The organism is Rhodovarius crocodyli (assembly GCF_004005855.1).
Lineage (GTDB): Bacteria > Pseudomonadota > Alphaproteobacteria > Acetobacterales > Acetobacteraceae > Rhodovarius > Rhodovarius crocodyli.
This window is the reverse complement of sequence record NZ_SACL01000010.1, coordinates 65,556-86,181: the sequence shown is the minus strand read 5'-3', so window position 1 is coordinate 86,181 and position 20,626 is coordinate 65,556. Positions and strand designations below refer to the sequence as shown.

Here is a 20,626-nt window from a genome sequence, read left to right as displayed (position 1 = left end):
TGATGCAGATCAGATGGGCGGGCCTGAAGCCCGGCTCAGAAGATGGCGAAGCGCTCGGCGGCGGGCCGCTCGGGCTCGTTCACATCCTCACGCAGGCCCACGAAATCCCGGTTCCATTGCCGGCCGGCCACGCCGAAGCCGCGCCAGTCCTCGGGTTCGGCCATGCGCCAGAAGGTGAAGTCGGTGGTGCCGCGCGCCCGCAGCTGGGCGGGCAGCTGGTCGCGGATGAAGAACAGGTAGTCACGCGCGGCCTCGGGGCGGGCCAGATAGGCCTTGTTGTGGCCGGCCAGCACCATCTCGAAACGCTTGGGGTGCAGGGTCAGCCACTCGAACACGCCGGCGGTGGCGGCGAGGTATTGCGGCGCCAGGAAATCATCCAGCACCAGCAGCCCCTCGGGGCCCACCACCTGGTCGGCGATGGTCAGGTCGTTCAGCAGCGCGCCGCGGCCGTGATCGCCGTCGATGTGCATGAAGCGCACGCAGCCCTGGCGGAAATCCTCGGCCGGCAGGGCCTGGGAATCGCAGCCATGCACGATGACCTGGCCCGTGCCCTGGCCGCGCAGCAGGGCGGCCGCTTCCTCCAGCAGGGGGGCGTTGCAGTCCACCGCGATGAAATGCTCACGCGTGCGGGCGTGCAGGTTGATCAGGCTCGCGCTGCGGCCGTGGGCGACGCCGATCTCCATCAGGTCGCCGGGGATGCCCTTCTGGTCCTGGTAGTCCAGGAAGGCATCGACGATGCCGGCCGACATGTCGGAGAACCAGCCGGTCACGCCGTCATGCGCGGCCTTCCAGTTGCTGTAGTGCATCATGCGGGCTGCACCTTGCGAGAGGCCTGGCGCTGCTGCCAGGCGATGAGGGCGAGGGCGACGACAAGGCCCGGCAGCACGCCGATGTTGATGGCCGTCCAGCCCAGCTGGTCATGCACGATGCCCGACAACAGGGCGGTGCAGGCGACCGTGCCGAAGACGATCAGGTCATTGGCGGTCTGGGCGCGGATGCGTTCCTGCGGGGAATGGCTGGTGGCCAGCAGGGCGGTGGCACCCACGAACATGAAGTTCCAGCCCACGCCCAGCAGCATCAGCCCCGCGATGAAGTGCCAGAAGGTCTCGCCGCTGAGGGTGACGGCCACGCAGGCCATGTTGAGCGCGACGCCGGCCAGGATGACGGGGCGCATGCCGAAGCGCGTGATGAGGCGGCCGGTGATGAAGCCGGGGGCGAACATCGCCAGCGCATGCCACTGGATGACCGTGACGGGCGCCGTCAGCTCGAAGCCGCACAGCCGCATCTCCAGCGGGGTCGCCGTCATCAGCAGGTTCATGGTGCCATAGGCGACGAGCCCCGCGACCACGGCCGTGACGAAGGCGGGCCGCGCGATGATATCGGCCACGGGCGTCGCGACCTTCGCGCGGGGCGGGGGCGCGGGCAGCTGCGTGCCCGCCAGCAGCGTCAGGCAGGCCAGCGGCAGCACGGCCAGGCACAGATAGGTCGGCAGGAACAGGAAGGGCGGGAACAGGTCGAAGGTGCCCTTCACCAGCTCCGGCCCCAGCACGGCGGAGAAGATGGGCCCGGTCATGACCAGGGAGATGGAGCGCGCGCGGAAGGCGGGCGGCGTCACCTCGGCGGCGGCGAAGCGATAATGCTGCGCGATGCCGAAGCCCACCCCGGCAAAGGCGGAGCCGATGCAGTAGATGAGGAAGCTGCCCTGATACACGCCTGAGGCGAAGAGCAGGCTGCCCACCAGGGACGCCACGGCGCCCATGTTGAAGCCGGCCTTGCGGCCGAAGCGCGCGAAGATCATGCCCGCGGGGATGGAGGCCAGCATCACGGCCAGCATCTGGATCGCCATGGGCAGGGTGGCCAGGAAGGTGCTGCCCGACAGGCTGGCGCCCACGATGCCCGACATCGCCACCTGCCCCACGACGGAGGCCTGCATCAGCGCCTGGCAGAAGAACAACCGCCAGACAGTGATGCGCATGCGCCGCTCAGCGGCAGTATCGAGAGTGGTGGCGTCAGACATGGCTCCATCCCTGCCGTGTCAGCGGCATGGGCCGGCCGGCATCGTCCAGCACAACAACATCCATGGAAGTCGCTGTGAACTGTCCGATGCGCGTGGCGGCCATGCCGGAAGGCAGGGAGCCGGGGGGGAGGGCGAAGAGCAGCTCGTAATCATCGCCGCCCGTTATTAGGGCCGAAATATCAGCATCTTGCGCGGCGGGCGAACGGGGAATCGATGAAGCGTGGATAACGGCGCCGCAATCTGAGGCGCGGCACAGATGGCCGAGATCCTGAACCAGCCCGTCGGATACATCCATGCAGGCGGTGGCCACGCCCCGCAGCGCGCGCCCGATGGAAAGCCTGGGCCGGGGCAGGCGGTAGCGGTCCGCCAGATAGCCGTCCGGGTCTGCCAGGGTGCCGCGCGCGGCGGCCAGGCCCAGATGCCCGTCGCCGATGGTGCCGGTCACCCAGATCTCGTCGCCCGGGCGCGCGCCGGACCGCCGCAGCGCCTGGCCGGGGGGCACCGTGCCCAGGATCGTGAGGGAGAGCGTGAGCGGGCCGGGGGTCGAGACCGTGTCCCCGCCCAGCACCGACAGCCCGTATTCCGCCTGGTCCCGCGCGAGGCCGAGGGTGAAGGCCTCCAGCCAGGAATCAGGGGTGCCGCGCGGCAGGGCGATGGTCATCAGGTAGCCGAGCGGGTCGGCGCCCATGGCCGCGAGATCGGACAGGTTCACCCGCAGCAGCTTGCGGCCGATGGTCTCTGCCGGGTCGTCGGGCAGGAAATGCACGCCGGCCACCATGGCATCGGCGGCCAGCACCAGTTCGCGGCCCGGCGGCGGGGCCAGCAGTGCCGCGTCATCCGTCAGCCCCAGCGCGCCCTCTCCCGCCAGCGGCCGGAAATGCCGGGCGATGAGGGCGAACTCGGGCGGGAGGGTCACCCCGTGAACTCGGACGGGCGGAGCGTGCGGGCCAGCGCGTCCAGCACGCCGGCGGCGAAGCGCGGTTCCTCACCGGTGAAGAAGCCGTGCGCGATGTCGAGGTATTCGCGGATGATGACGCGGGCAGGGGGCTCCTTGCCGTCGCGCAGCTCGGCGGCGGCGGCGCGCAGCAGGGCGCGCAGCACCGGGTCGAGCTTGGTGATGGGCCAGCCGGCCGCCAGATGCGTGCTGATGATAGCGTCGAGGTCCACGCTGTGCGTGCCGGCCTTCTTCACGATGGAGATGAACAGGGCGGAATCGGCCTCGGCCACGCGGCCGTCATCGAAGCTCTCGCCGGCCTGGGGGCCGATGCGGTGGCGCAGGAACTGGTTCATCACCGTCTCGGCGCTCTCGCCCGAAGCCTCGGACTGGAACAGGGCCTGGACGGCGGCGACGCGGGCGCCGGTGCGGGGGCGGCCCTTGGGTGCCTGGCTCATGCTTCGCTCCCTTGGGCCAGACCCCACTGGCGGCGCAGCGCGATCTGGGTGAGCAGCGCGAACATGGCTTCCTTGCCCTTGTTGTGGGGGCCGGGGGCGGCACGTTCCTCGGCCTGGGCCAGGGAATGCACGGTCAGCAGGCCGAAGCCCACCGGAAATCCGGTCTCGACCGTGATGTTCATCACGCCGGAGCACGCCTCGCGGCAGATGTGGTCGTAATGGTCGGTGTCGCCCTTCACCACGCAGCCCAGGATCAGCACGCCGTCCCAGGGGGTGTGGCCCTTCTCCATGGACTGGATGGCCAGGCGCAGGCCCGCCGGCAGCTCGAAGGCGCCCGCGACGTCTACGGTTTCCATGGTGGCGCCGGCTTCGGTCGCCATTTCCAGGGCGCCCTGTCGCATGCCCTCCACCACGGCCGCGTAATAGGGGGCCTGGATGCAGAGGAGGCGGGGCGCGGGTCCGGGAATGGCCGGAACCTGGCGGGAAGGGGCGTCGGCGGTGCTCATGGAAAGGATGTGACAGATGCGGGGGCGTATCGGCAAGCCAGGGGGCAGCGTAACGCGCATGCAAAAAGCGGGGGATGATGCGGGGGGAGGGGTTGCGACGCCGAAAACCCTGTGTCAAAAGCCCGCCACCGAACGGAACGCGGGCGTAGCTCAGGGGTAGAGCACAACCTTGCCAAGGTTGGGGTCGAGGGTTCGAATCCCTTCGCCCGCTCCAGTCGGTGAAGATACCCTGCCAGTGCAAACTGGTATGCGGGCGTAGCTCAGGGGTAGAGCACGACCTTGCCAAGGTCGGGGTCGAGGGTTCGAATCCCTTCGCCCGCTCCAGTTTTCCAGCACATTCAGGACATTGGACGTCGCCGCTGCCAGTGGGGCAGCGACATGCCGTGACCGATTCCTCACGAGGCGTCGCGAAACGCCCCGGCCGGCACCTTCCCCAGCTCGCTCAGCAGCAACGGCCACAGCCGCAGCCCTTCCTCCAGCGAAGACAGCCGGAAGAACTCGTTCGGCGCGTGCGCGTCCTCATCGGCGCTGGCCAGGCCGAACATCAGGCTGTCCATGCCCAGCTCCTCCTGAAATATGGTCGTGATCGGCACGGTGCCGCCCAGCCGCGCCACCGCGGGCTCACCGCCTTTCTCGCGCCGCAGCACCGCCGCGGTGGCCGCGCGCAGCGGGTGCTCGGCGCCCAGCGTATAGGCACGCGTGCCGCCGGGCTTGTAGTTGAACTCCAGCGCCACGCCGGGCCCGGCATGGGCTTCCAGATGCGCCCGGACCGCCGCCTGTGCCGCCGCGGGCTCCTGGCCGGGCACCAGCCGCATGGTCAGCTTGGCATGTGCCTCGGCGGGGGTGACGGTCTTGCCGCCCTGGCCGGTATAGCCGCCCCACATGCCATTCACTTCCACCGTCGGGCGCAGGGTCGTGCGCTCCCGCACCGTATAGGCGGGGTCACCGAAGGGGGCGGCGCCGAAACTCTCGTACCAGGCCGATTCGTCCATGGGCAGGGAGGCGCTCTCGGCCCGCACGGCATTGCTCAGCGGTGCCACACCCGATTCGAAATCGGCCACCGCCACGCGCCCCTGTTCGTCATGCAGGGTGGTCACCAGCCGGGCCATTTCATGCAGGGCGTTGCGCATGGCACCCCCCACCTTGCCCGAATGGGCATCCTTGGAGGCCGTGCGCAGGCTGAACTGCAGCGCCGTGATGCCCCGGCAGCCGATATTCAGCACCGGCACCTTGCCGGCCGCGCCCCCACCATCGGCCGAGATCATGGCATCGGCCGCCAGCAGGTCGCGATGCGCGGCGATGATGTCGATCAGGGAGGGGCTGCCGACCTCCTCCTCGCCTTCCAGGAAGAACTTGATGTTGACCGGGCAGCCGCCCTCGATGGCCAGGAAACCCGCCACCGTCTCGATCGCGATGGTGGTGGAGCCCTTCACGTCGCTGGCGCCCCGCGCATAAATCCGGCCGTCGCGGATCGTGGGCTCGAAGGGGGGCGTGGTCCACAGCTCGTAAGGGTCCGCCGGCTGCACGTCGTAATGGCCGTAGACCATGATGGTGGGCTTGTCGGGCCCCGCGCCGGTCCAGGCGCCATAGACGGCGGGCTGGCCGGTCGGTGCTTCCAGCAGCCGCACATCCTGCATGCCGATGGCGCGCAGCCGGTCCAGCAGGAATTCCCGCGCGCCCTTCATGCCCTCCGCGAAGGCGGGGTCCGTGCTGACCGAGGGGAAGCGGATCAAGGTCAGCAGGCGCTCCAGGATCGCGTCCTTCTCGCCCGCCAGATAGGTCGCCACACGCTCGCTCATCGCTGCCTCCCGCCATGGACCGGGCGATGGTGCGGCCATCGGGGCGGCGGCGCAATCAGGCCGGAGCCGTCTACGGCACATAGCCCGTGGGTGTGTGGTTCGCGGGCTTCTGCCGCAGCCCCACGATCCATTTGGACTTGCCGCAGGCCACCATCAGCGGCGCGCGCATGAAGGCCGGCACATCGTTGATGCGCCCGTACCAGTTGGAGATCCGCTGAGTGTAGTCGGTCAGCGGCCGCTCCACCCGTTCCCAGGTGGCGAGCCCTTCCTCGACCGTCTTCGCTTCCGTCACATGCACCGCCAAAGCCAGGGCGTTGACCGAGGCCATGCCGCCGCCCTGGCCGATATTGGGGGCCATGGCATGGGCGCCGTCGCCCACCACGCAAGCGCGCCCGCGCGACCAGTTGTTCAGCGCGATCTCCTCGAACTCGTCCCAGCGGCCCTGGTCGCCCACGCGGCTGATCAGCTCCTCCAGGAAGGGGAAGGAGCGGATCCAGCTCTCCTTGTTGATCGGCACCGCGCTGCCCTCTCTGTCCTTGGGGGAGAGCATGAAGGCCAGATACACCTCATCCGGGTTGCAGGCGGTGTAGTAGAGCCGCCGCGCCCCGGACCAGTATTCGATGCCCTTCTTGCCGCGCTCGGAAGTCTTCTCCTCCTCCGTGCGCGGGATCAGCAGGCGGATCGCGCCCTGGCCCATCTTCTTGCGGCTTTTCAGCAGGTCCAGCGCATCACGCACCGGCGAATTAACCCCGTCCGCGCCGATCACCAGATCCGCCGGATAGCGCCTGCCGCCCTCGACCAGCAGCGCACCGTCGGCATCCGCGCCGATGACGGGCGAGGACGTGACGATCTCCACCCCCGCCCGCTGCGCCGCGTTGGCGAGTGCTGCCAGCAGGTCGCGCCGGGTCAGGCTGAAGGTGCGCTCGCCGGGCTTCTCGGTGGCCTTGATGGTGTAGAGGACTCGGTCCCGCTCATCACGCGTCTCGCGGATGTAGAAGGGGCGGCAGCGCTCCTGCGCCTCCTGATAGGCATCGACCGCCTTCAGCACCTTCACGAAATTGTACCAGCAGGAGATGCCGGCGCCGAAGTTGCGCAGGTCCGGCGCGCGCTCATGCACGCGCACCGTCCAGCCGCGCTGCGCGAGGGCCGCGGCCGCGATCAGCCCTGCTACTCCCGCGCCGGAAATCTCCGCATGACCGATGGGCATTCTCTCAGTTCCTCCAGCGCGTCCGCCACAGACGCATGTTGTCGTCAGGCAATTGCAGGGTCTCCAGATCGGCGCTGTAGGCCCAGGCGCTGGGCTGGATGTGCAGCGGGATCACGCCCCAGTCCCGGCCCAGGATGGTCCAGGCGCGGGCGAACAGTTCCTGCCGCTTCACGGGGTCGGATTCGGCGCCCACCGCTTCGATGGTGCGGTCCAGTTCCGGATCGCTGAACTCGCCGTAGTTGACGGCGCCCATGCTGCCGCTGCGCGTCGCGAACAGCTGGCTGAGCAGGTTGTGCGCGTCCTTCACGCCGGCCGAGGCCCAGCCGACCATGAAGGCATCGGATTCCATGCGCTGCAGCCGGCCGAAATGCTGGGCGGTGCCGCGGGTGGCCAGCGTCGCCTCGATGCCGATGCGCGCCAGCATGGGGACGATGGCGCGGCATATCGCCTCGTCATTGATGAAGCGGTCGTTCGGGCAATCGAGGGTGAAGGCGAAGCCGTTCGGATAGCCGGCCTCGGCCAGCAGGGCACGGGCGCGGGCCGGGTCGGCGGCGGGGCGCTGGTTCAGCGCCGCCACGAAGCCGCTGGTGTTGGGCGCGACCGGAAGGCCGGTATCCACCGAATGGCCGCGCATGATGGTGCGGCGGATCGCGGCCATGTCGATGGAGCGGTAGACGGCCTCACGCACGCGCACATCGGCGAAAGGGTTGGCATTGACCCCAGGGGCCGGGCGCCGCTCCGGGTTCTGGTTCAGCCGCAGCATGATGACCCATTCCGAGGGACGCACGGCCACGCTGAAGCCGGGGCTGGACTGCAGGCGCGGGATGTCGGCCACCGGCAGCGGCCAGATCATGTCCACCTGGCGCGACAGCAGCGCCGCCACGCGGGTCGCGGCATTGCGGATGGGGCGAAAGGTCGCCTCCGGCACGCCGCCGCGGTTGTCGTGGTCCCACCAGCCCTCGAAGGCCGTGAGGCGCGTCATGCTGTCGGGTTCATGCGCCGTGACGCGGTAGGGGCCGGTGCCGTTGGCGTTGGCCGCCGCGAAGTTGCGCGTGTTGGTGCGCAGGTTGGAGGAGGTGAGCGCGCCGTTCGCCTGCGCCCAGGCGCGGCTCATGATCATGATGTTCGTCGTCATCCGCGGCAGGATCGCGTAGGGCCGGTTAAGCGTGACGCGCACCGTCGCGGGGTCGATCGCCTCCACGTTCCGGATCGGCGACGTCAGGCCGCGATAGCCGGAATCCGGCCCCATCGCGCGTTCATAGGAAAACACCACATCATCGGCCGTCATCGCCTGGCCGTCATGGAAGCGTACGCCCTGGCGTAGGTTGAACACCCATTCCGTCGGGCTTTCCTGCCGCCAGGACGTGGCCAGCGCGGGTTCGACGTTCAGCTGGTCGTCCCAGCGCGTCAGCCCCTCATACACATTGGCCAGGAAGCCCTGGGTGAAGGCGTGGTCGAAGAAATGCGGGTCCAGGCTCGCTATGTCGGACTGGAAGGAGAAACGCAGTTCCCGTGCCTGGGCGGTTGCGAGAGGGCCCAGCAGGGGCAGGGTCAGCGCGCAGATCAGCAGCCAAGCTCGCGACATCGGGAACCTCCGCGTCCAGGCCCGGTGCCCGGATCGGTGTGGGTGATGCCCTGCTACTGCGCGACCCCATGCCGGGATGTTTCCCCCGGCGCGGTCATAGTGAAACCTGTCTGTGACGAGTCAATCGCTTTTGTTCGAAGCTAAGCGAATGATGGGAAACGCGCCTAGCGGCGGAACAGCCGGTTGCGGCCCTCGCCCGGCACCTCATTGAAGCCGAGCGAGGCCAGGTAGCCGGGCACCAGGCGCTGGTTCTCGCCCTCCAACTCCACCAGCACTTCCCGCACATGGCGCAGCAGCATTTCCCGCGCGCCCTCCAGCACGGCGGGCTCGATGCCGTCCACGTCCAGCTTGATGTGGGTGGGCGGCGTGGCGCCGAAGCCCAGCACGAAGCCGTCCACGCTGATGGCGGGAACCGCCTGGCTGAAGCGCGCGCCTTGCACCCCGCGGATGCCGTGCATGGCGTGCCCGGCCTCGCTGGCATGCATGGCCAGCCGCGCCAGGCCCGGTGTCGCGTCGAGCGCGAGGCAATAGGCCTCCACCACGCCGTCCAGCCCGTTGGCCTCCAGGTTGCGCTGCATGGCCGCGAAGGACTGGGCCGAGGGCTCGAAGGCCAGCACCCGCAGGCCGCGCCTGCCGGCGAACACCGTGTAGAGGCCGACATTCGCCCCGATGTCCCACAGCACCGCGTCGGCGGGCAGGCTCTCGATCCAGGCCACCGTCTCGGGCTCATCCCGGCCGAAGCCATAGGGGTCATGCAGCGACCGGTTGCTGGGGCAGATGATCGTGAGCGGGCCGGCACTGCTCGGCACTTCCACCCGCTGCAAAGTCGCCTCGTGCAGCAGCGCCAGGGTCGAGGCCCGGCGCGCCTGCCGCAATGGCGCAGTGGCCAGCCGGGCGATGCGGTGCAGGGTGCGGGCGAGGCTGCGGCTCATGGATCAGCGCATGCCATGCCCCTCACGCTTGTGCGAGGGCTGGGGGCGCTGCACCATGGCCGAATTGACGAACGTTATCAGGATTTCATGAGCGCGGCCCGGATCACCACCTTCGCCTTTGCCGGGATCGACCCCGTGCCCGTGGAAGTCCAGGTCCAGATCTCCTCCGGGCTGCCCGCCTTCCTGATGGTGGGGCTGGCCGACAAGGCCGTGACGGAGAGCCGGGAACGGGTGCGCGCCGCGCTGACCGCGCTTGGCCTCTCACTGCCGCCCAAGCGCATCCTGGTGAACCTGGCGCCCGCCGACCTGGTCAAGGAAGGAAGCCACTACGACCTGCCGATCGCGCTGGCCGTGCTGGCCGCGATGGAGGTGGTGCCCGTCGAGGAGCTGGGCGGCTTCGCGGCGATGGGCGAGCTGGCGCTGGACGGCTCCATCCAGCCGGTGGCGGGCGTTTTGGCGGCAGCCCTCGGTGCCTCGCAGCGGGAACTCGGGCTGATCTGCCCCGAGGCGCAGGGGCCCGAGGCCGCCTGGGCGGGGCGCGTCACGGTGCTGGCGCCCGCCGACCTGATGCAGTTGCTGAACCACCTGCGCGGCACCCAGGCGCTGGAGCCGCCCGCGCCGCCGGTGCTGGGCGGCGCGCCGGAAGCCGTGGCCTGCCTGTCGGAGGTGATCGGCCAGGAGACCGCCAAGCGCGCGCTGGAGGTAGCGGCCGCGGGCAGCCACAACATGCTGATGCAGGGGCCGCCCGGCTCCGGCAAATCGATGCTGGCGGCGCGCCTGTCCGGGCTGCTGCCGCCGCTGACCGCGGCCCAGGCGCTGGAGGTCTCGCTGGTCTATTCCGTGGCCGGGCTGTTGCGGGATGGCCGGCTGCTGCAGCGCCCGCCTTTCCGCGCGCCACATCATTCGGCCAGCCAGCCGGCCCTTGTCGGCGGCGGGCCGCGCGCCCGCCCCGGTGAGATCAGCCTGGCCCATCACGGCGTGCTGTTCCTGGACGAATGGCCCGAATTCGCGCGCCCCGCGCTGGAGGCATTGCGCCAGCCCATGGAAAGCGGCGAGGCGCGCATCGCCCGCGCCAGCGCCCATGTCACCTGGCCCGCGCGCTTCCAGTGCATCGCGGCCATGAACCCCTGCCGCTGCGGCTATCTGGGCGACCCATCGCGCGAGTGCAACAAGGCCCCGCGCTGCGGCGAGGACTACCTGTCGCGCCTGTCGGGCCCGCTGCTGGACCGCATGGACATTTCCATCGAGGTGCAACCCATCGCCCATGCCGAGCTCTCCCGCGCGCCGCGCGGCGAGACCAGCGCGGTGGTGGCGGCGCGCGTGGCCGGGGCCCGGGCGGCGGCGGCCGGACGCGGCGCGGTGCCCGCCGAGGCCACCCTGACCGACGCCGCCCGCACCCTGGCCGAGACGGCGGCCGAGAAGCTGCGCCTTTCCACGCGTGGCTTCCTGCGCGCGATCAGGGTGGCGCGCAGCATTGCGGACCTGGCGGGTAGCGACAGTATAGAGCGGGTGCATGTGGCGGAGGCGCTGAGTTTTCGGCTCAGGCGTTGAAATGTTCTTTTTTATAAAAAAGAACCAAAAAATTTCTGGTAGTTAAAACTTACAAAAGTCTTTTTGCTTCTTTTTCTACAGAAAAAGAAGATCCTTACCCTTCTTCCACCATCGCCACCGCCGCCCCCAGATCCACACTCAGCAGCCGCGACACCCCGCGTTCCTGCATCGTCACGCCATAGAGCCGGTGCATGCGCGCCATGGTCAGCGCGTGGTGGGTGATGACCAGGAAGCGCGTCTTGCCGTCCTCCGCCATCGCGTCCAGCAGGTCGCACAGGCGCTCCACATTCGCATCGTCCAGCGGCGCATCCACCTCGTCCAGCACGCAGACAGGCGCGGGCTGGCAGCGGAACACGGCAAAGATGAGCGACAAGGCGGTCAGCGCCTGCTCACCGCCCGAGAGCAGCGACAGCGCCGAGAGCTTCTTGCCCGGCGGCTCGGCATAGATCTCGAGCCCGGCTTCCAGCGGGTCCTCATTGCCGACCAGCGCGATGTGGGCCCGGCCGCCGTTGAACAGCCGGGTGAACAGGGTGCGGAACTCATTGTCCACGCGGTCGAACACGGCCTTCAGCCGTTCCCGCGCGTCGCGGTTCAGATGGCCGATGGTACCGCGCAGCTTGGCGATGGCGGCGCCGATCTCCTCGCGTTCGCGTGCCACATCGGCGATGCGGGTCGCGACCTCCTCCAGCTCGATCTCGGCGCGCAGGTTCACGGGGCCCATCTCGTCGCGCTCGCGCGTCAGGCGGTCGAGCTTGCGGCGGGCGCGGTCCTCGGCGACCTCGCCGGGCGCTTCAGCGGGCTCCGGCAGGGTGGCGTCCTCGCCCAGGCGCTCGGTCACACGGGCGGCCAGGGCGATGGCCGCCGTGCGGGCGGCTTCTTCTGCGGCCTCGGTGCGCAGCTGGCCCTCGCGCGCGGCGGCGAAGCGGGAATCGGCCAGGCGGCGGGCTTCCTGCGCGTCACGCAGGCGGGTCTCGGCGGCGGCCAGCGCCGAGGCAGCGGCGGCATGGGTCGCCTCGGCCTCCGACAGGCGGCGCGCGGCGGCGGCGCGGTCGGCCTCGGCGGTGGCAGGGGCTTCGGAGAGGCGCTCGACCTCGGCCCGCGCCGCCTCGGCACGGCTGACCAGAGCGGCGACCCGGCCGGCGGCATCGGCGCGCCGCGTGGCCCATTGGGTGCGTTCCTCGGCGGCGGCGCGGCGGCGCTCCGCCAGGCGGTCGCGCTCGGCCAGCAGGGCGGCGCGATCGGCGCGGTGGCGGTTCTCCTCGGTGCGGGCCTCGGAAAGCGCGCGGCGGGCGGCCTCCACCCCTTCGCGCGCCAAGGCCAGATCCGGGAGGGCCGCGCGCTGGGCGCGGGCCTTGGCCAGCGCCGCATCGGAATCGGCCAGCTCCTGCGCCAAGCGCTCACGCTGCGGGGCAAGGCCCGACAGGCGCGCGGTGGCCGCCGCCGCGCGGCTGGTCAGCGCCGCCTGCTGGGAGCGGGCCTGTTCCAGCGCGGTCTCGGCGCTGCGGCGGGCATCGCGGGCGGCGCGCTCGGCGGCCTCTGCGGCGCGGGCCGCGCCCTCGGCCTCGGCACGGCGGGCGACCAGCACGGGGGTGTCGGGCAGGGCGGAATGGGCCGCGCGCGCGGCGGCCTCGGCGGCCTCCGCCTCCTTCTGCTCGGCCGAGAGACGCGAGAGCTGGGGCGCCAGCGCGGCGATGCGCCCTTCGGCGGCGGCGTGGCGGGCCGCGAGGTCGGCGGCGGCGCGGCGGGCGTCGCGGGCGCTGGTGTCGGCGGCGTCGCGGGCCCGGCGGGCCTCGCCCTCGGCGGCAAGCGCGGTGGCTTCCTCGCGCTGGGCGGCCTCGCGGGCCGCGAGCGCGGTGCGGGCGGCTTCTCGCGCGCTGCCCAGCCGGGCCTCGGCGGTGCGCAGGCGGGCCAATTGCTGCAGCCGGGCCGCGCCGGCATTCGCGCCGCCCTTGGCCAGGGTATGGCCATCCCAGCGCCACAGCCGGCCGCCGCGGTCCACCAGCGCCTGGCCAGGGGCAAGCGCGGCTTGCAGCGAGGCGCCCTCGGCCTCGACCAGCCCGATCTGCGACAGGGCGCGGGCCAGTTCGGGCGGCGCCTGTACCAGGCCGGCCAGCGGCGTGGCGCCGGCGGGCAGGGCGGGGGGCTGGGCCAGGGCCGGCAGGCTGCGCCAGAACCGCGCGGCGGCGGGGTCGCGGCCTGATTCCAGCGCATCGCCCAGCGCCGCGCCGAGCGCCGCTTCCAGCCCCTCCGGCACCGAGATCGCGTCCAGGATCGGCGCTTCCTGCTTCTCGCCGCCGCCTTTCAGCAGGGCGGCGATGCCCTCGGCCTCGGCGGCGATGCGGGCACTGGCGGCCTCGGCCTCATTCGCCGCGCGCCGGGCTTCCGCCAGTGCCTCGGCCGCGCTGCTGCGGCGGGCGGTGGCGGCCGAGAGCGCCCGGCCGGCTTCCTCGGCGGCGCTGTCGGCACGGGCCTGCGCGGCCTCAGCGGCCGCCAGCGCCTCGGGCGCGAGCCGGCCGCGCAGGGCCGCGTCATGCTGGGCGGTGATCTGGGCCAGCTGCTCCGCGCCGCGCCGGGTGCGGGACTGCGCGGCATCGACATCGCGCCGGGCGCGGGCCTCGGCGGCGGCGGCCTCGGTGGCGGCGCGGGCGGCCTCGGCGAGCGCGGCAGCGGTGGCCAAGCGCTGTGCCTCGGCGGCCTCCAGCGCGGCGCGGCTGTCGGTCAGGCGGGTTTCGGCCGTGGTGACGGCACCGGCCGCGGCCTCGACGGCCTCCGGCGGCACGGCGGCCGCCTCGGCGGCGGCATGCTCGGTGGCAAGCCGCTGGGACTGTTCGGCCAGCCGTGCATGGCGCTGCTCGGCGAAGGCGAGTTCGGAGGCCACCTGGTTGGCCTGGGCGGCGGCCTCGGCGGCGTGCTGGGTGGCGGTCTCGGTCGCGGTTTCCCGCGCGCGAGCCTCGGTTTCGGCAGCGGACAGCAGGCTTTCGGTTTCGGCCAGCCGGCCGGGCAGGGCGGCCTCGGCGCTGGCCAGCCCGCCATCCTCGCGTGCCAGACGCGTCTCGTTGCCGCGCGCGTCCTCCTCCACCGCCTGGGCATGGGCCAGGTCGGCGGCGATCTGGGCCGCGCTGCCGGTCGCGCCCTCCAGCGCGGCCACGGCGCGGGCCAGGGCGGCCTCGACACCCTCGGCCTCGATCCGGCGGCGCTCCAGGGCGGTGCGGGCGTCGGCCTCGGCCGCGCGCGGGGCGGGGATGGCCTGCTCGGCCTCGTAATGCGCGATGGTGGAGCGTTCGGCCTCGGCCTCGGCAGATTTCGTGGTGGCGCGGGCCTCGGCGGCGGCCTTTTCCGCCACATCGAGGGCCAGCGCCGCGCGCGCCACCTGCAAGGCCAGCAGCGCCGCCTCCGCATCGCGGATCAGGCCCGAGATGTTGCGGTAGCGCGCGGCCTGCCTGGCCTGCTTGCCCAGGTTTTCCTGCTGCGCTTCCAGCTGCGCCACCAGGTCGTCGGCGCGGGAGAGGTTGTTCTCCGCCTGGCGCAGCTTCAGCTCGGCCTCATGCTTGCGGGCGCGCAGGCCGGAGATGCCGGCCGCCTCCTCCAGCACGGTGCGGCGTTCCTCGGGCTTGGCCGCGATCAGCTGGGCCACGCGCCCCTGGCTGACCATGCCGTTGGCGCGCGGGCCGGAGGCGAGGTCCGCGAACATGGTCTGCACGTCGCGCTGGCGCACCTCGCGCCCGTTGATGCGGTAGTTGCTGCCCTCGCCGCGCGTCAGGCGGCGGGTGATCTCCAGCTCCTGTTCCTTCTCCAGCGGCGCTGGCGCCACGCCGGGCGCGTCCTCCAGGAAGATCGTCACCTCGGCCAGGTTGCGGGCCGGGCGGGTGGAGGTGCCGGCGAAGATGACGTCGTCCATCTCGCCCCCGCGCAGGGAGCGCGCGGAGCTTTCGCCCATGGCCCAGCGCAGGGATTCCACGACATTGGACTTGCCGCAGCCATTGGGCCCGACGATGCCGGTCAGCCCCGGCAGGATCTCGACCAGGGTGGATTCAGCGAAGCTCTTGAACCCCGCGATGCGGATGCGCGCCAGCCGGGCCGAGAGGCGGCGGGGCTCCTCGGCGGGTTCGGCGGCGATGTCCGGCGTGTCGCTCATGCCCCTCCAGGGGCCGAGGCAGGCCCGGGGGGTGGAGGCTTGCGCATCAGAGGGGCCGTATCAGGCAGGGGCGCCGCTGTCCATCACCGGGCAAGCGGCAGGCACATGGCGGGCAGGGCGTCGGTCCCGGAGGCCAGCATGGCCAGCAGTTGGGAGTCCGTCAGCCGGGCACCGGCCTCGGGCGCCGGGGGCAGTACCTGCACCAGCGCCATCATGCCCTTATCCTCATGTTCCAGGATATGGCAGTGAATGGGGTACAGCCCCTCCTGCTGGGCGGCCGCGAAGGGCAGGTAGATGAAGCTGCGCGGCGTCTCGCCCCCCGGCGCCCGGGCCGCGACCGCCACGCTGTCATGCCAGCTGCCCGCCATATCCAGCAGCTGGCCCAGATGCCGCGTGAACTGGCCGTCCGGGTCCTGGATGGCGTCGCCGAGCCCCGCGGGCGCGCCCGGGTCTGCCGCCCGCGCCGGGCGGAAACTGCCCTGGTGGATGTGCAGGTTGTGGAACTCGGCGGAGAGATTGACCACCTCCCACACCTCTCCCCGGCCGCGCACCGGGCAGATGCGGTGCCCGGGCAGGGGCTGGTCGCCCGCATGGCGGCCATGGGCCAGCCAGGGTTCCGGCAGCCAGCCGCGCCCGATGGCGGGCTGGGCCGGGTCCCAGGGATAGGGGCGGCCTTCGCGGTCCACCACCTCCTGGCCCATCAGGAAGGCCTCGCCTTCCTCCCCACGGCGGATGTCGAAGGTGATCCGCCGGCGCCAGCCCTCGCCGGGCGGCAGGATGGAGCAGCTCTCGGGCAGCCAGGCCGGGCGCGGCGTGGCGGCGACCGCCGGGGCCTCTCGCCTGGCGGAGGGCCAGCCGGGCACGGGCGGGGCGGGCGGCGGGGCCTGGCGCGGCACGCGCAGCGTGGCCAGCGCCATGGCGGGCCAGACATCGGCCTCCGCCCCGGTGGCGGCGGCGACCATGCCGGTGGTGCGCAGCCGCAGCGGCCCGGGCGGCAGCGGCCGGCCGGGGGCGGCCAGCAGGATCTCGGCCCGCGCGCCGGGCATCAGCATCACCCGCCGTGCCGGGCCGGGCTGTTCCGAGGCGGTGCCCGCCAGCCCGCCATCCATTTCCAGCAGCGTGAGCGGCAGCGGCGGGCCGCCCTCCGCGCCGATCTCGATGTTGTAGGTGACGGAAGGCGAGAAGTTGGAGATGCGCAGCAGCATCCGACGCCCCGGCGCCATGGTAATGTCGGGCATCCACTGCCCGTTCACGGTGAACAGCCACACCGCGTGGCGGCCGGTGGCCTGCTGCGCGCGCGCGCAGAAGCCCGGCCCCAGCACGCTGTCCTCGGGGGCTTCGCCGGGGCTGTCGAAATCCCCGCAGAGCGAGGGGTTCCAGCTCGCATCCTCGGCACCCGCGACGCCGAAGCGGGCGGGCACCGCGGCGCCGTCGGGCAGCGTGCCGGGCAGCAGCGGGCGGCCCGGCTCGCAGGCCAGCCCCGCCTGGGTGCGGCCCGCTGCCGGGCAGTCGGGCACGGTCAGCTGGATGTCGCGCAGCACCAGGTGGCGCACATCCGTGCCGTCACGCAGCGCACGCGGCACGGCGGCCAGCGGGTCACCCACCGCGATCAGCCCGGCCATGCCGTTGGCCACCTGGTCGCGTGACAGGCCATGCACATGGGCGTGGAACCAGGCGAGGCCCCGGGGATAGGCCACGTGCCGCTCTGCCCGGCCGAATGAGGCCCCGGGCAGCTGCGCCGGCAGGGCGATGCGGTAATCGAGCCTGCCCTGGGCCTCGGCGTTGAACAGGGAATAGTCGCCCAGATTGCAGGGCGCTTCCGCGCGCGGGGCGGTGAACAGGCCATGGGTGTGCAGGTTGGCGGGTTCATCGACCAGCCCGTTGCGCAGCGCGATCCGCGCGCGCTGCCCGCCCGCCAGCCGCAGCATGAAGGGGGCATAGCGGTCCGCGGCGGGGTCCGCGCCCTGGCCATAGCCCGAGAGCGCCACCGCATAGGGACCGACATCCGGCCGCAGGCTTTCGCGCAGCAGCAGCCCGATGGCAGGCCCCGGGCCGCAGGCGCTGTCGGGCTGGGGCGATGCGGCCAGTATCCGGGGCTCACGCAGCTCCGCCCCCGCGGCCGGCACCGCGATCAGGGCCAGCAACAGGACGAAGATGCGTGATGCCATGGCTAGCCTCGCTGGACGTTCGCCTTGAAGTCGTCGAAGGACATGCCGCCCGCCACCAGGCGGGAACCGAACAGGAAGCTCGGCGTCGCGCGGATGGAGTGGCGGTTCTGGGCGGCCAGGCGGGCTTCGAGGATGCTGCGCTGCAGGGCCTGGTCGGCCACCACCTGGTCGAACTGGGCACGCGGCATGCCGGCGAGTGCTGCCGTCTGCGCCAGACCCGCCATCGGGTCGCCGCCGAAGGCCCAGCGGTTCTGCGTGGCGAACAGGGTGGAGACGAAGGGCTCGTACCGGTCCGCCGGCAGGGAGCGCGCGACCATGGCCGCCCGCAGCGCGATCTCGTCCAGCGGGAAGTCGGCCCACACCATGCGGATGCGCCCGGTCTCCACCAGCTCACGCTTCACCTGCGGCCAGACATTCACGTGGAAGTTCGCGCAGTGGGAGCAGGTGAGGGAGTAGAACTCCGTGACCACGACAGGCGCGTTGGCGGGGCCCGCCGAACGCTCGGCCATGCGCGCGTCCTGCGCGAGGGCCGGACGGGCGGCGACAGTGGCGCCCAGCAGCACGGGGGCGCCCAGCAGCGCGGGGGCTGCCAGCAGGGTACGGCGGGTGGTCACAGCCATCGGGGTCTCCGTCATGCCGCCCGGCGCTGGCCGGGCCTGCGTTTAGATAGGGATCACTTGGCGCTTCGATAGACCCCCGCCGCGAGACGCGCCAGGGCCTCTCGCAACGGCCCCTCCGGCGTGGCCTCCAGCCGGGCGGAGACATCGGGCGGCAGGGGCACGGGGGCGGGCTGGGGCCGTGGGGGCGACGGGGCGGGCAGGGCGGCCTGGATGAAGCGCATGGACTTCACGGCGGCGCGGCCGAGGCCCGCATTGATGCGCTCGATCACCTGCGGCGCAAGCATGGTCAGTTCCATGGCCACCGGGCCGGCGCAGGCGATGGTCAGCACGCCGCGTTCCAGCCGGCGCGGCCGGGTGCGCGCGGCCAGCCCCGCGCCCACCAGCGATTCCCAATCGGCGATCACCTGCGCGCTGCCGGGGTGCATCTTGCGCAGAACAGGCCGCGTCAGCGGCGCCACCAGTGCCGACAGCGCCTGGGGGCCGTGGAAATGGCGCTGGAAGGGCGGTAAGGGGGCAGTCTTGCCTGCCGGTGCCTCGCCCTTGCCTGAACCTTTTGCCTTCACCCTGCCTCCGGCTGCCGATCTGCTGGCGTGGTATGCGCGCCAGAAGCGGGAATTGCCATGGCGCGGGGAAACCGACCCATACCGGATATGGCTCTCGGAGGTCATGCTGCAACAGACCACGGTGGCGACTGTGGGCCCGCGCTATGCGCGTTTCCTGGCGCGCTTCCCGACCGTGGAGGCCCTGGCCGAGGCCGAATGGAGCGCGGTGGCCGAGGAATGGGCGGGGCTTGGCTACTATGCGCGCGCCCGCAACCTGCATGCGGCGGCCAAGGCGGTGGCGGGGCGGGGCGGCTTTCCCCGCACGGCGGCCGCGCTGCGGGAGTTGCCCGGCATCGGTGCCTATACCTCGGCCGCCGTGGCGGCCATCGCCTTCCATGAGCCCGTCCTGCCGGTGGACGGCAATGTGGAGCGCGTGATGGCCCGGCTGGCGGCCGTCGAGACCCCGCTGCCGGCCGCGCGCCCGCTGCTGGGGCGCCTGGCCGGGGGCTTCATGGCAGACCCCGCCGCGCGCGCCGTGCCGGGCGATTTCGCCCAGGCGCTGTTCGACCTGGGGGCCACCATCTGCACCCCGCGCAACCCGGCCTGCGCGCTGTGCCCCTGGATGGCGCATTGCCGGGCGCGCAAGCAGGGCATCCAGGCCGAGCTGCCGGTAAAGCCTGCCAGGAAGGCGCGCCCCGTGCTGCATGGCGTGCATTTCCTGCTGCGCGATGCCTCGGGCGCCATCGGCGTGCGGTTGCGCCCGGCCGAGGGGTTGTTCGGCGGCATGTGGGAACTGCCCGGCACCCCCTGGCGAGACACGCCCTGGAGCGCATCCGAGGCCATGCCCCATGCCCCGGCCCAGGGCGTGAACTGGCGCGAGGCCGACGGCCTGGCCAGCCATGCGCTGACGCATCGGGAACTGGCGCTGCGGTTGCTGGTGGGCCGTGTGGCGGCGCTGCCGCCGGGGCTGACGGCGTTGGGGAATGAGGCGGGGATGCCGACGGTGATGCGCAAGCTGTTGGCGTTGGAGTGAATGTTCTTTTTTGGAAAAAAGAACCAGTAAATTTTTGGCAGTTTGGGGCGCGCCCTCATCGTCAAGCGCGACCCCAAATTCGACAAGTATTTTCGCTTCTTTTTCTTCAAAAAAAGAAGATCTAATCCAGCCGGATATTCCCCGCCCTGACGATCCGCCCCCAGGCTTCCTGCTCCTGCTTCACCAGGTCCGTCAGACCTTGCGGCGTGGTGAAATCCGCCAGGGCGGCCTGGGCGCGCAGCACCTCCTGCATGGGGGCGGAGCGCAATGCCTCCCCCATCGCCTGATTGTAGCGCGTGATGATCGCGGCGGGCGTGCGGGCCGGCGCGAACACCGCCTGGAAGATCGAGACCGACAGCGCCACCCCCTGTTCCTGCAGCGTGGGCAGGTTGGGCAACAGCGACAGGCGCTGTGGAGACAGCGCGGCCAGCAACCGCACCCGCCCGTCGCGGGAAAGCGCCTCGCCGGCGCCCGCGGGCAGCACCATGCTGTCCACCTGGCCGGCCGCCAGGGCCTGGGCGGCCGGAGCGGCGCCGGTGAAGGGCACGTGCAGCACCTCGAAGCCCGCGGCCTCCGCCAGGCGCAGCATCGCGATCTGGGAGGTGCTGCCGACGCCCCAGCTGGAATGGGTCAGCACGCCGGGTGCCGCCTTGGCCGCGGCGATGAAGCTCGGCAGGTCGGTCAGCTCGGCCCGCGTCGGGCCGGCGGCCAGCACCAGCGGCACATTGGTGATGTTGCTGATGGGGGCGAAATCGGCCAGCGCGTCATAAGGCAGGTTGCGCATCGCGGCCGGGTTCACCGCGTGGGTGTCGGTCACGCCCAGCAGCAGCGTGTGCCCGTCAGGGGCGGAGCGCGCGACCGCATTGGCCCCGATGCTGCCATTGGCGCCGGGGCGGTTCTCCACCACCACGGTGCTGCCCAGCACGGGCGTCATCTGCTGGGCCAGCGCGCGGGCCAGCACATCGGTGATGCCACCGGGCGGAAACGGCACGACGATACGGATGCTGCCTGACTGCGCCCTGGCAGGAGAAAGCATGGGCGCGGCGAGGAACAGGGCGGGCAGAACGCGGCGCGAAACACGGATCATGGGCCAACCTCGGCAGGAGATGCCCGTGAACTGCGCGTTGCCTCGGCCATCG

General features: G+C 71.7%; 16 protein-coding genes and 2 tRNA genes. 4 read left to right on the top strand and 14 right to left on the bottom strand.

What is annotated here, in order from left to right; all coding sequences use genetic code 11:
- Positions 1-35 precede the first annotated feature (35 nt).
- The 5 genes from EOD42_RS21760 to ribH are packed head-to-tail and all read right to left on the bottom strand — an operon-like array spanning position 36 to position 3,915.
- Positions 36-809: a class I SAM-dependent methyltransferase gene (locus EOD42_RS21760; protein WP_127789698.1), complete on the bottom strand. Its 774-nt coding sequence runs from the start codon at positions 807-809 to the stop codon at positions 36-38.
- Positions 806-2,017: an MFS transporter gene (locus EOD42_RS21755; protein WP_127789697.1), complete on the bottom strand. Its 1,212-nt coding sequence runs from the start codon at positions 2,015-2,017 to the stop codon at positions 806-808. The genes EOD42_RS21760 and EOD42_RS21755 overlap by 4 nt, the downstream gene beginning before the upstream one ends.
- The gene (thiL, locus tag EOD42_RS21750) at positions 2,010-2,933 is read right to left on the bottom strand and encodes a thiamine-phosphate kinase (RefSeq protein ID WP_127789696.1); all 924 of its coding nucleotides are present in this window, start codon (positions 2,931-2,933) and stop codon (positions 2,010-2,012) included. The genes EOD42_RS21755 and thiL overlap by 8 nt, the downstream gene beginning before the upstream one ends.
- Positions 2,930-3,409, bottom strand: a complete 480-nt coding sequence (gene nusB, locus EOD42_RS21745) for a transcription antitermination factor NusB (RefSeq protein WP_127789695.1) — start codon at positions 3,407-3,409, stop codon at positions 2,930-2,932. Before nusB ends, thiL begins: the two co-directional genes overlap by 4 nt.
- Positions 3,406-3,915, bottom strand: coding sequence for a 6,7-dimethyl-8-ribityllumazine synthase (gene ribH / locus EOD42_RS21740; RefSeq protein WP_127789694.1), 510 nt, complete (start codon positions 3,913-3,915; stop codon positions 3,406-3,408). Before ribH ends, nusB begins: the two co-directional genes overlap by 4 nt.
- A 139-nt stretch (positions 3,916-4,054) precedes the next feature.
- Here ribH and EOD42_RS21735 point away from each other — a divergent pair.
- Together EOD42_RS21735 and EOD42_RS21730 are read left to right on the top strand one after the other, a co-directional pair.
- Positions 4,055-4,129, top strand: a tRNA-Gly gene (locus EOD42_RS21735).
- A gap of 35 nt (positions 4,130-4,164) precedes the next feature.
- Positions 4,165-4,239 (top strand) — tRNA-Gly (locus tag EOD42_RS21730).
- A gap of 71 nt (positions 4,240-4,310) precedes the next feature.
- On the opposite strand, the gene EOD42_RS21725 is transcribed toward EOD42_RS21730, so the two are convergent.
- From EOD42_RS21725 to EOD42_RS21710, 4 genes are all read right to left on the bottom strand, one after another.
- Positions 4,311-5,714 carry a M20/M25/M40 family metallo-hydrolase gene (locus EOD42_RS21725; protein WP_127789693.1) on the bottom strand — a complete coding sequence of 468 codons (1,404 nt, stop codon included), beginning with the start codon at positions 5,712-5,714 and terminating at the stop codon, positions 4,311-4,313.
- 70 nt (positions 5,715-5,784) lie between these two features.
- Positions 5,785-6,921 carry an FAD-dependent oxidoreductase gene (locus tag EOD42_RS21720; protein WP_127789692.1) on the bottom strand — a complete coding sequence of 379 codons (1,137 nt, stop codon included), beginning with the start codon at positions 6,919-6,921 and terminating at the stop codon, positions 5,785-5,787.
- 4 nt (positions 6,922-6,925) lie between these two features.
- Positions 6,926-8,506, bottom strand: coding sequence for an ABC transporter substrate-binding protein (locus tag EOD42_RS21715; RefSeq protein WP_127789691.1), 1,581 nt, complete (start codon positions 8,504-8,506; stop codon positions 6,926-6,928).
- Positions 8,507-8,670: 164 nt separating this feature from the next.
- Positions 8,671-9,438 carry an FkbM family methyltransferase gene (locus EOD42_RS21710; RefSeq protein ID WP_127789690.1) on the bottom strand — a complete coding sequence of 256 codons (768 nt, stop codon included), beginning with the start codon at positions 9,436-9,438 and terminating at the stop codon, positions 8,671-8,673.
- Between the two features lie 87 nt (positions 9,439-9,525).
- Here EOD42_RS21710 and EOD42_RS21705 point away from each other — a divergent pair, with 87 nt between their 5' ends.
- Positions 9,526-10,989 carry a YifB family Mg chelatase-like AAA ATPase gene (locus EOD42_RS21705; RefSeq protein ID WP_127789689.1) on the top strand — a complete coding sequence of 488 codons (1,464 nt, stop codon included), beginning with the start codon at positions 9,526-9,528 and terminating at the stop codon, positions 10,987-10,989.
- A gap of 94 nt (positions 10,990-11,083) precedes the next feature.
- Here the strand turns inward: EOD42_RS21705 and EOD42_RS21700 are convergent, their stop codons facing one another.
- The 4 genes from EOD42_RS21700 to EOD42_RS21685 form a co-directional block, all read right to left on the bottom strand.
- Positions 11,084-15,124 carry an AAA family ATPase gene (locus EOD42_RS21700; protein WP_127789688.1) on the bottom strand — a complete coding sequence of 1,347 codons (4,041 nt, stop codon included), beginning with the start codon at positions 15,122-15,124 and terminating at the stop codon, positions 11,084-11,086.
- An 83-nt stretch (positions 15,125-15,207) separates the two neighbouring features.
- Positions 15,208-17,292, bottom strand: coding sequence for a multicopper oxidase family protein (locus EOD42_RS21695; protein WP_127789687.1), 2,085 nt, complete (start codon positions 17,290-17,292; stop codon positions 15,208-15,210).
- Between the two features lie 2 nt (positions 17,293-17,294).
- Complete coding sequence (locus tag EOD42_RS21690) at positions 17,295-17,912, bottom strand: thioredoxin domain-containing protein (RefSeq protein ID WP_127789686.1); 618 nt, start codon at positions 17,910-17,912, stop codon at positions 17,295-17,297.
- A gap of 53 nt (positions 17,913-17,965) precedes the next feature.
- Entirely contained in the window at positions 17,966-18,475 is a 510-nt protein-coding gene (locus EOD42_RS21685; RefSeq protein ID WP_240655247.1) for a DUF721 domain-containing protein, read from the bottom strand.
- Between the two features lie 103 nt (positions 18,476-18,578).
- Between EOD42_RS21685 and EOD42_RS21680 the strand changes: the two genes are divergently transcribed.
- Complete coding sequence (locus EOD42_RS21680) at positions 18,579-19,487, top strand: A/G-specific adenine glycosylase (protein WP_240655246.1); 909 nt, start codon at positions 18,579-18,581, stop codon at positions 19,485-19,487.
- 121 nt (positions 19,488-19,608) lie between these two features.
- Here the strand turns inward: EOD42_RS21680 and EOD42_RS21675 are convergent, their stop codons facing one another.
- Complete coding sequence (locus EOD42_RS21675) at positions 19,609-20,574, bottom strand: Bug family tripartite tricarboxylate transporter substrate binding protein (RefSeq protein WP_127789684.1); 966 nt, start codon at positions 20,572-20,574, stop codon at positions 19,609-19,611.
- Positions 20,575-20,626: the final 52 nt, after the last annotated feature.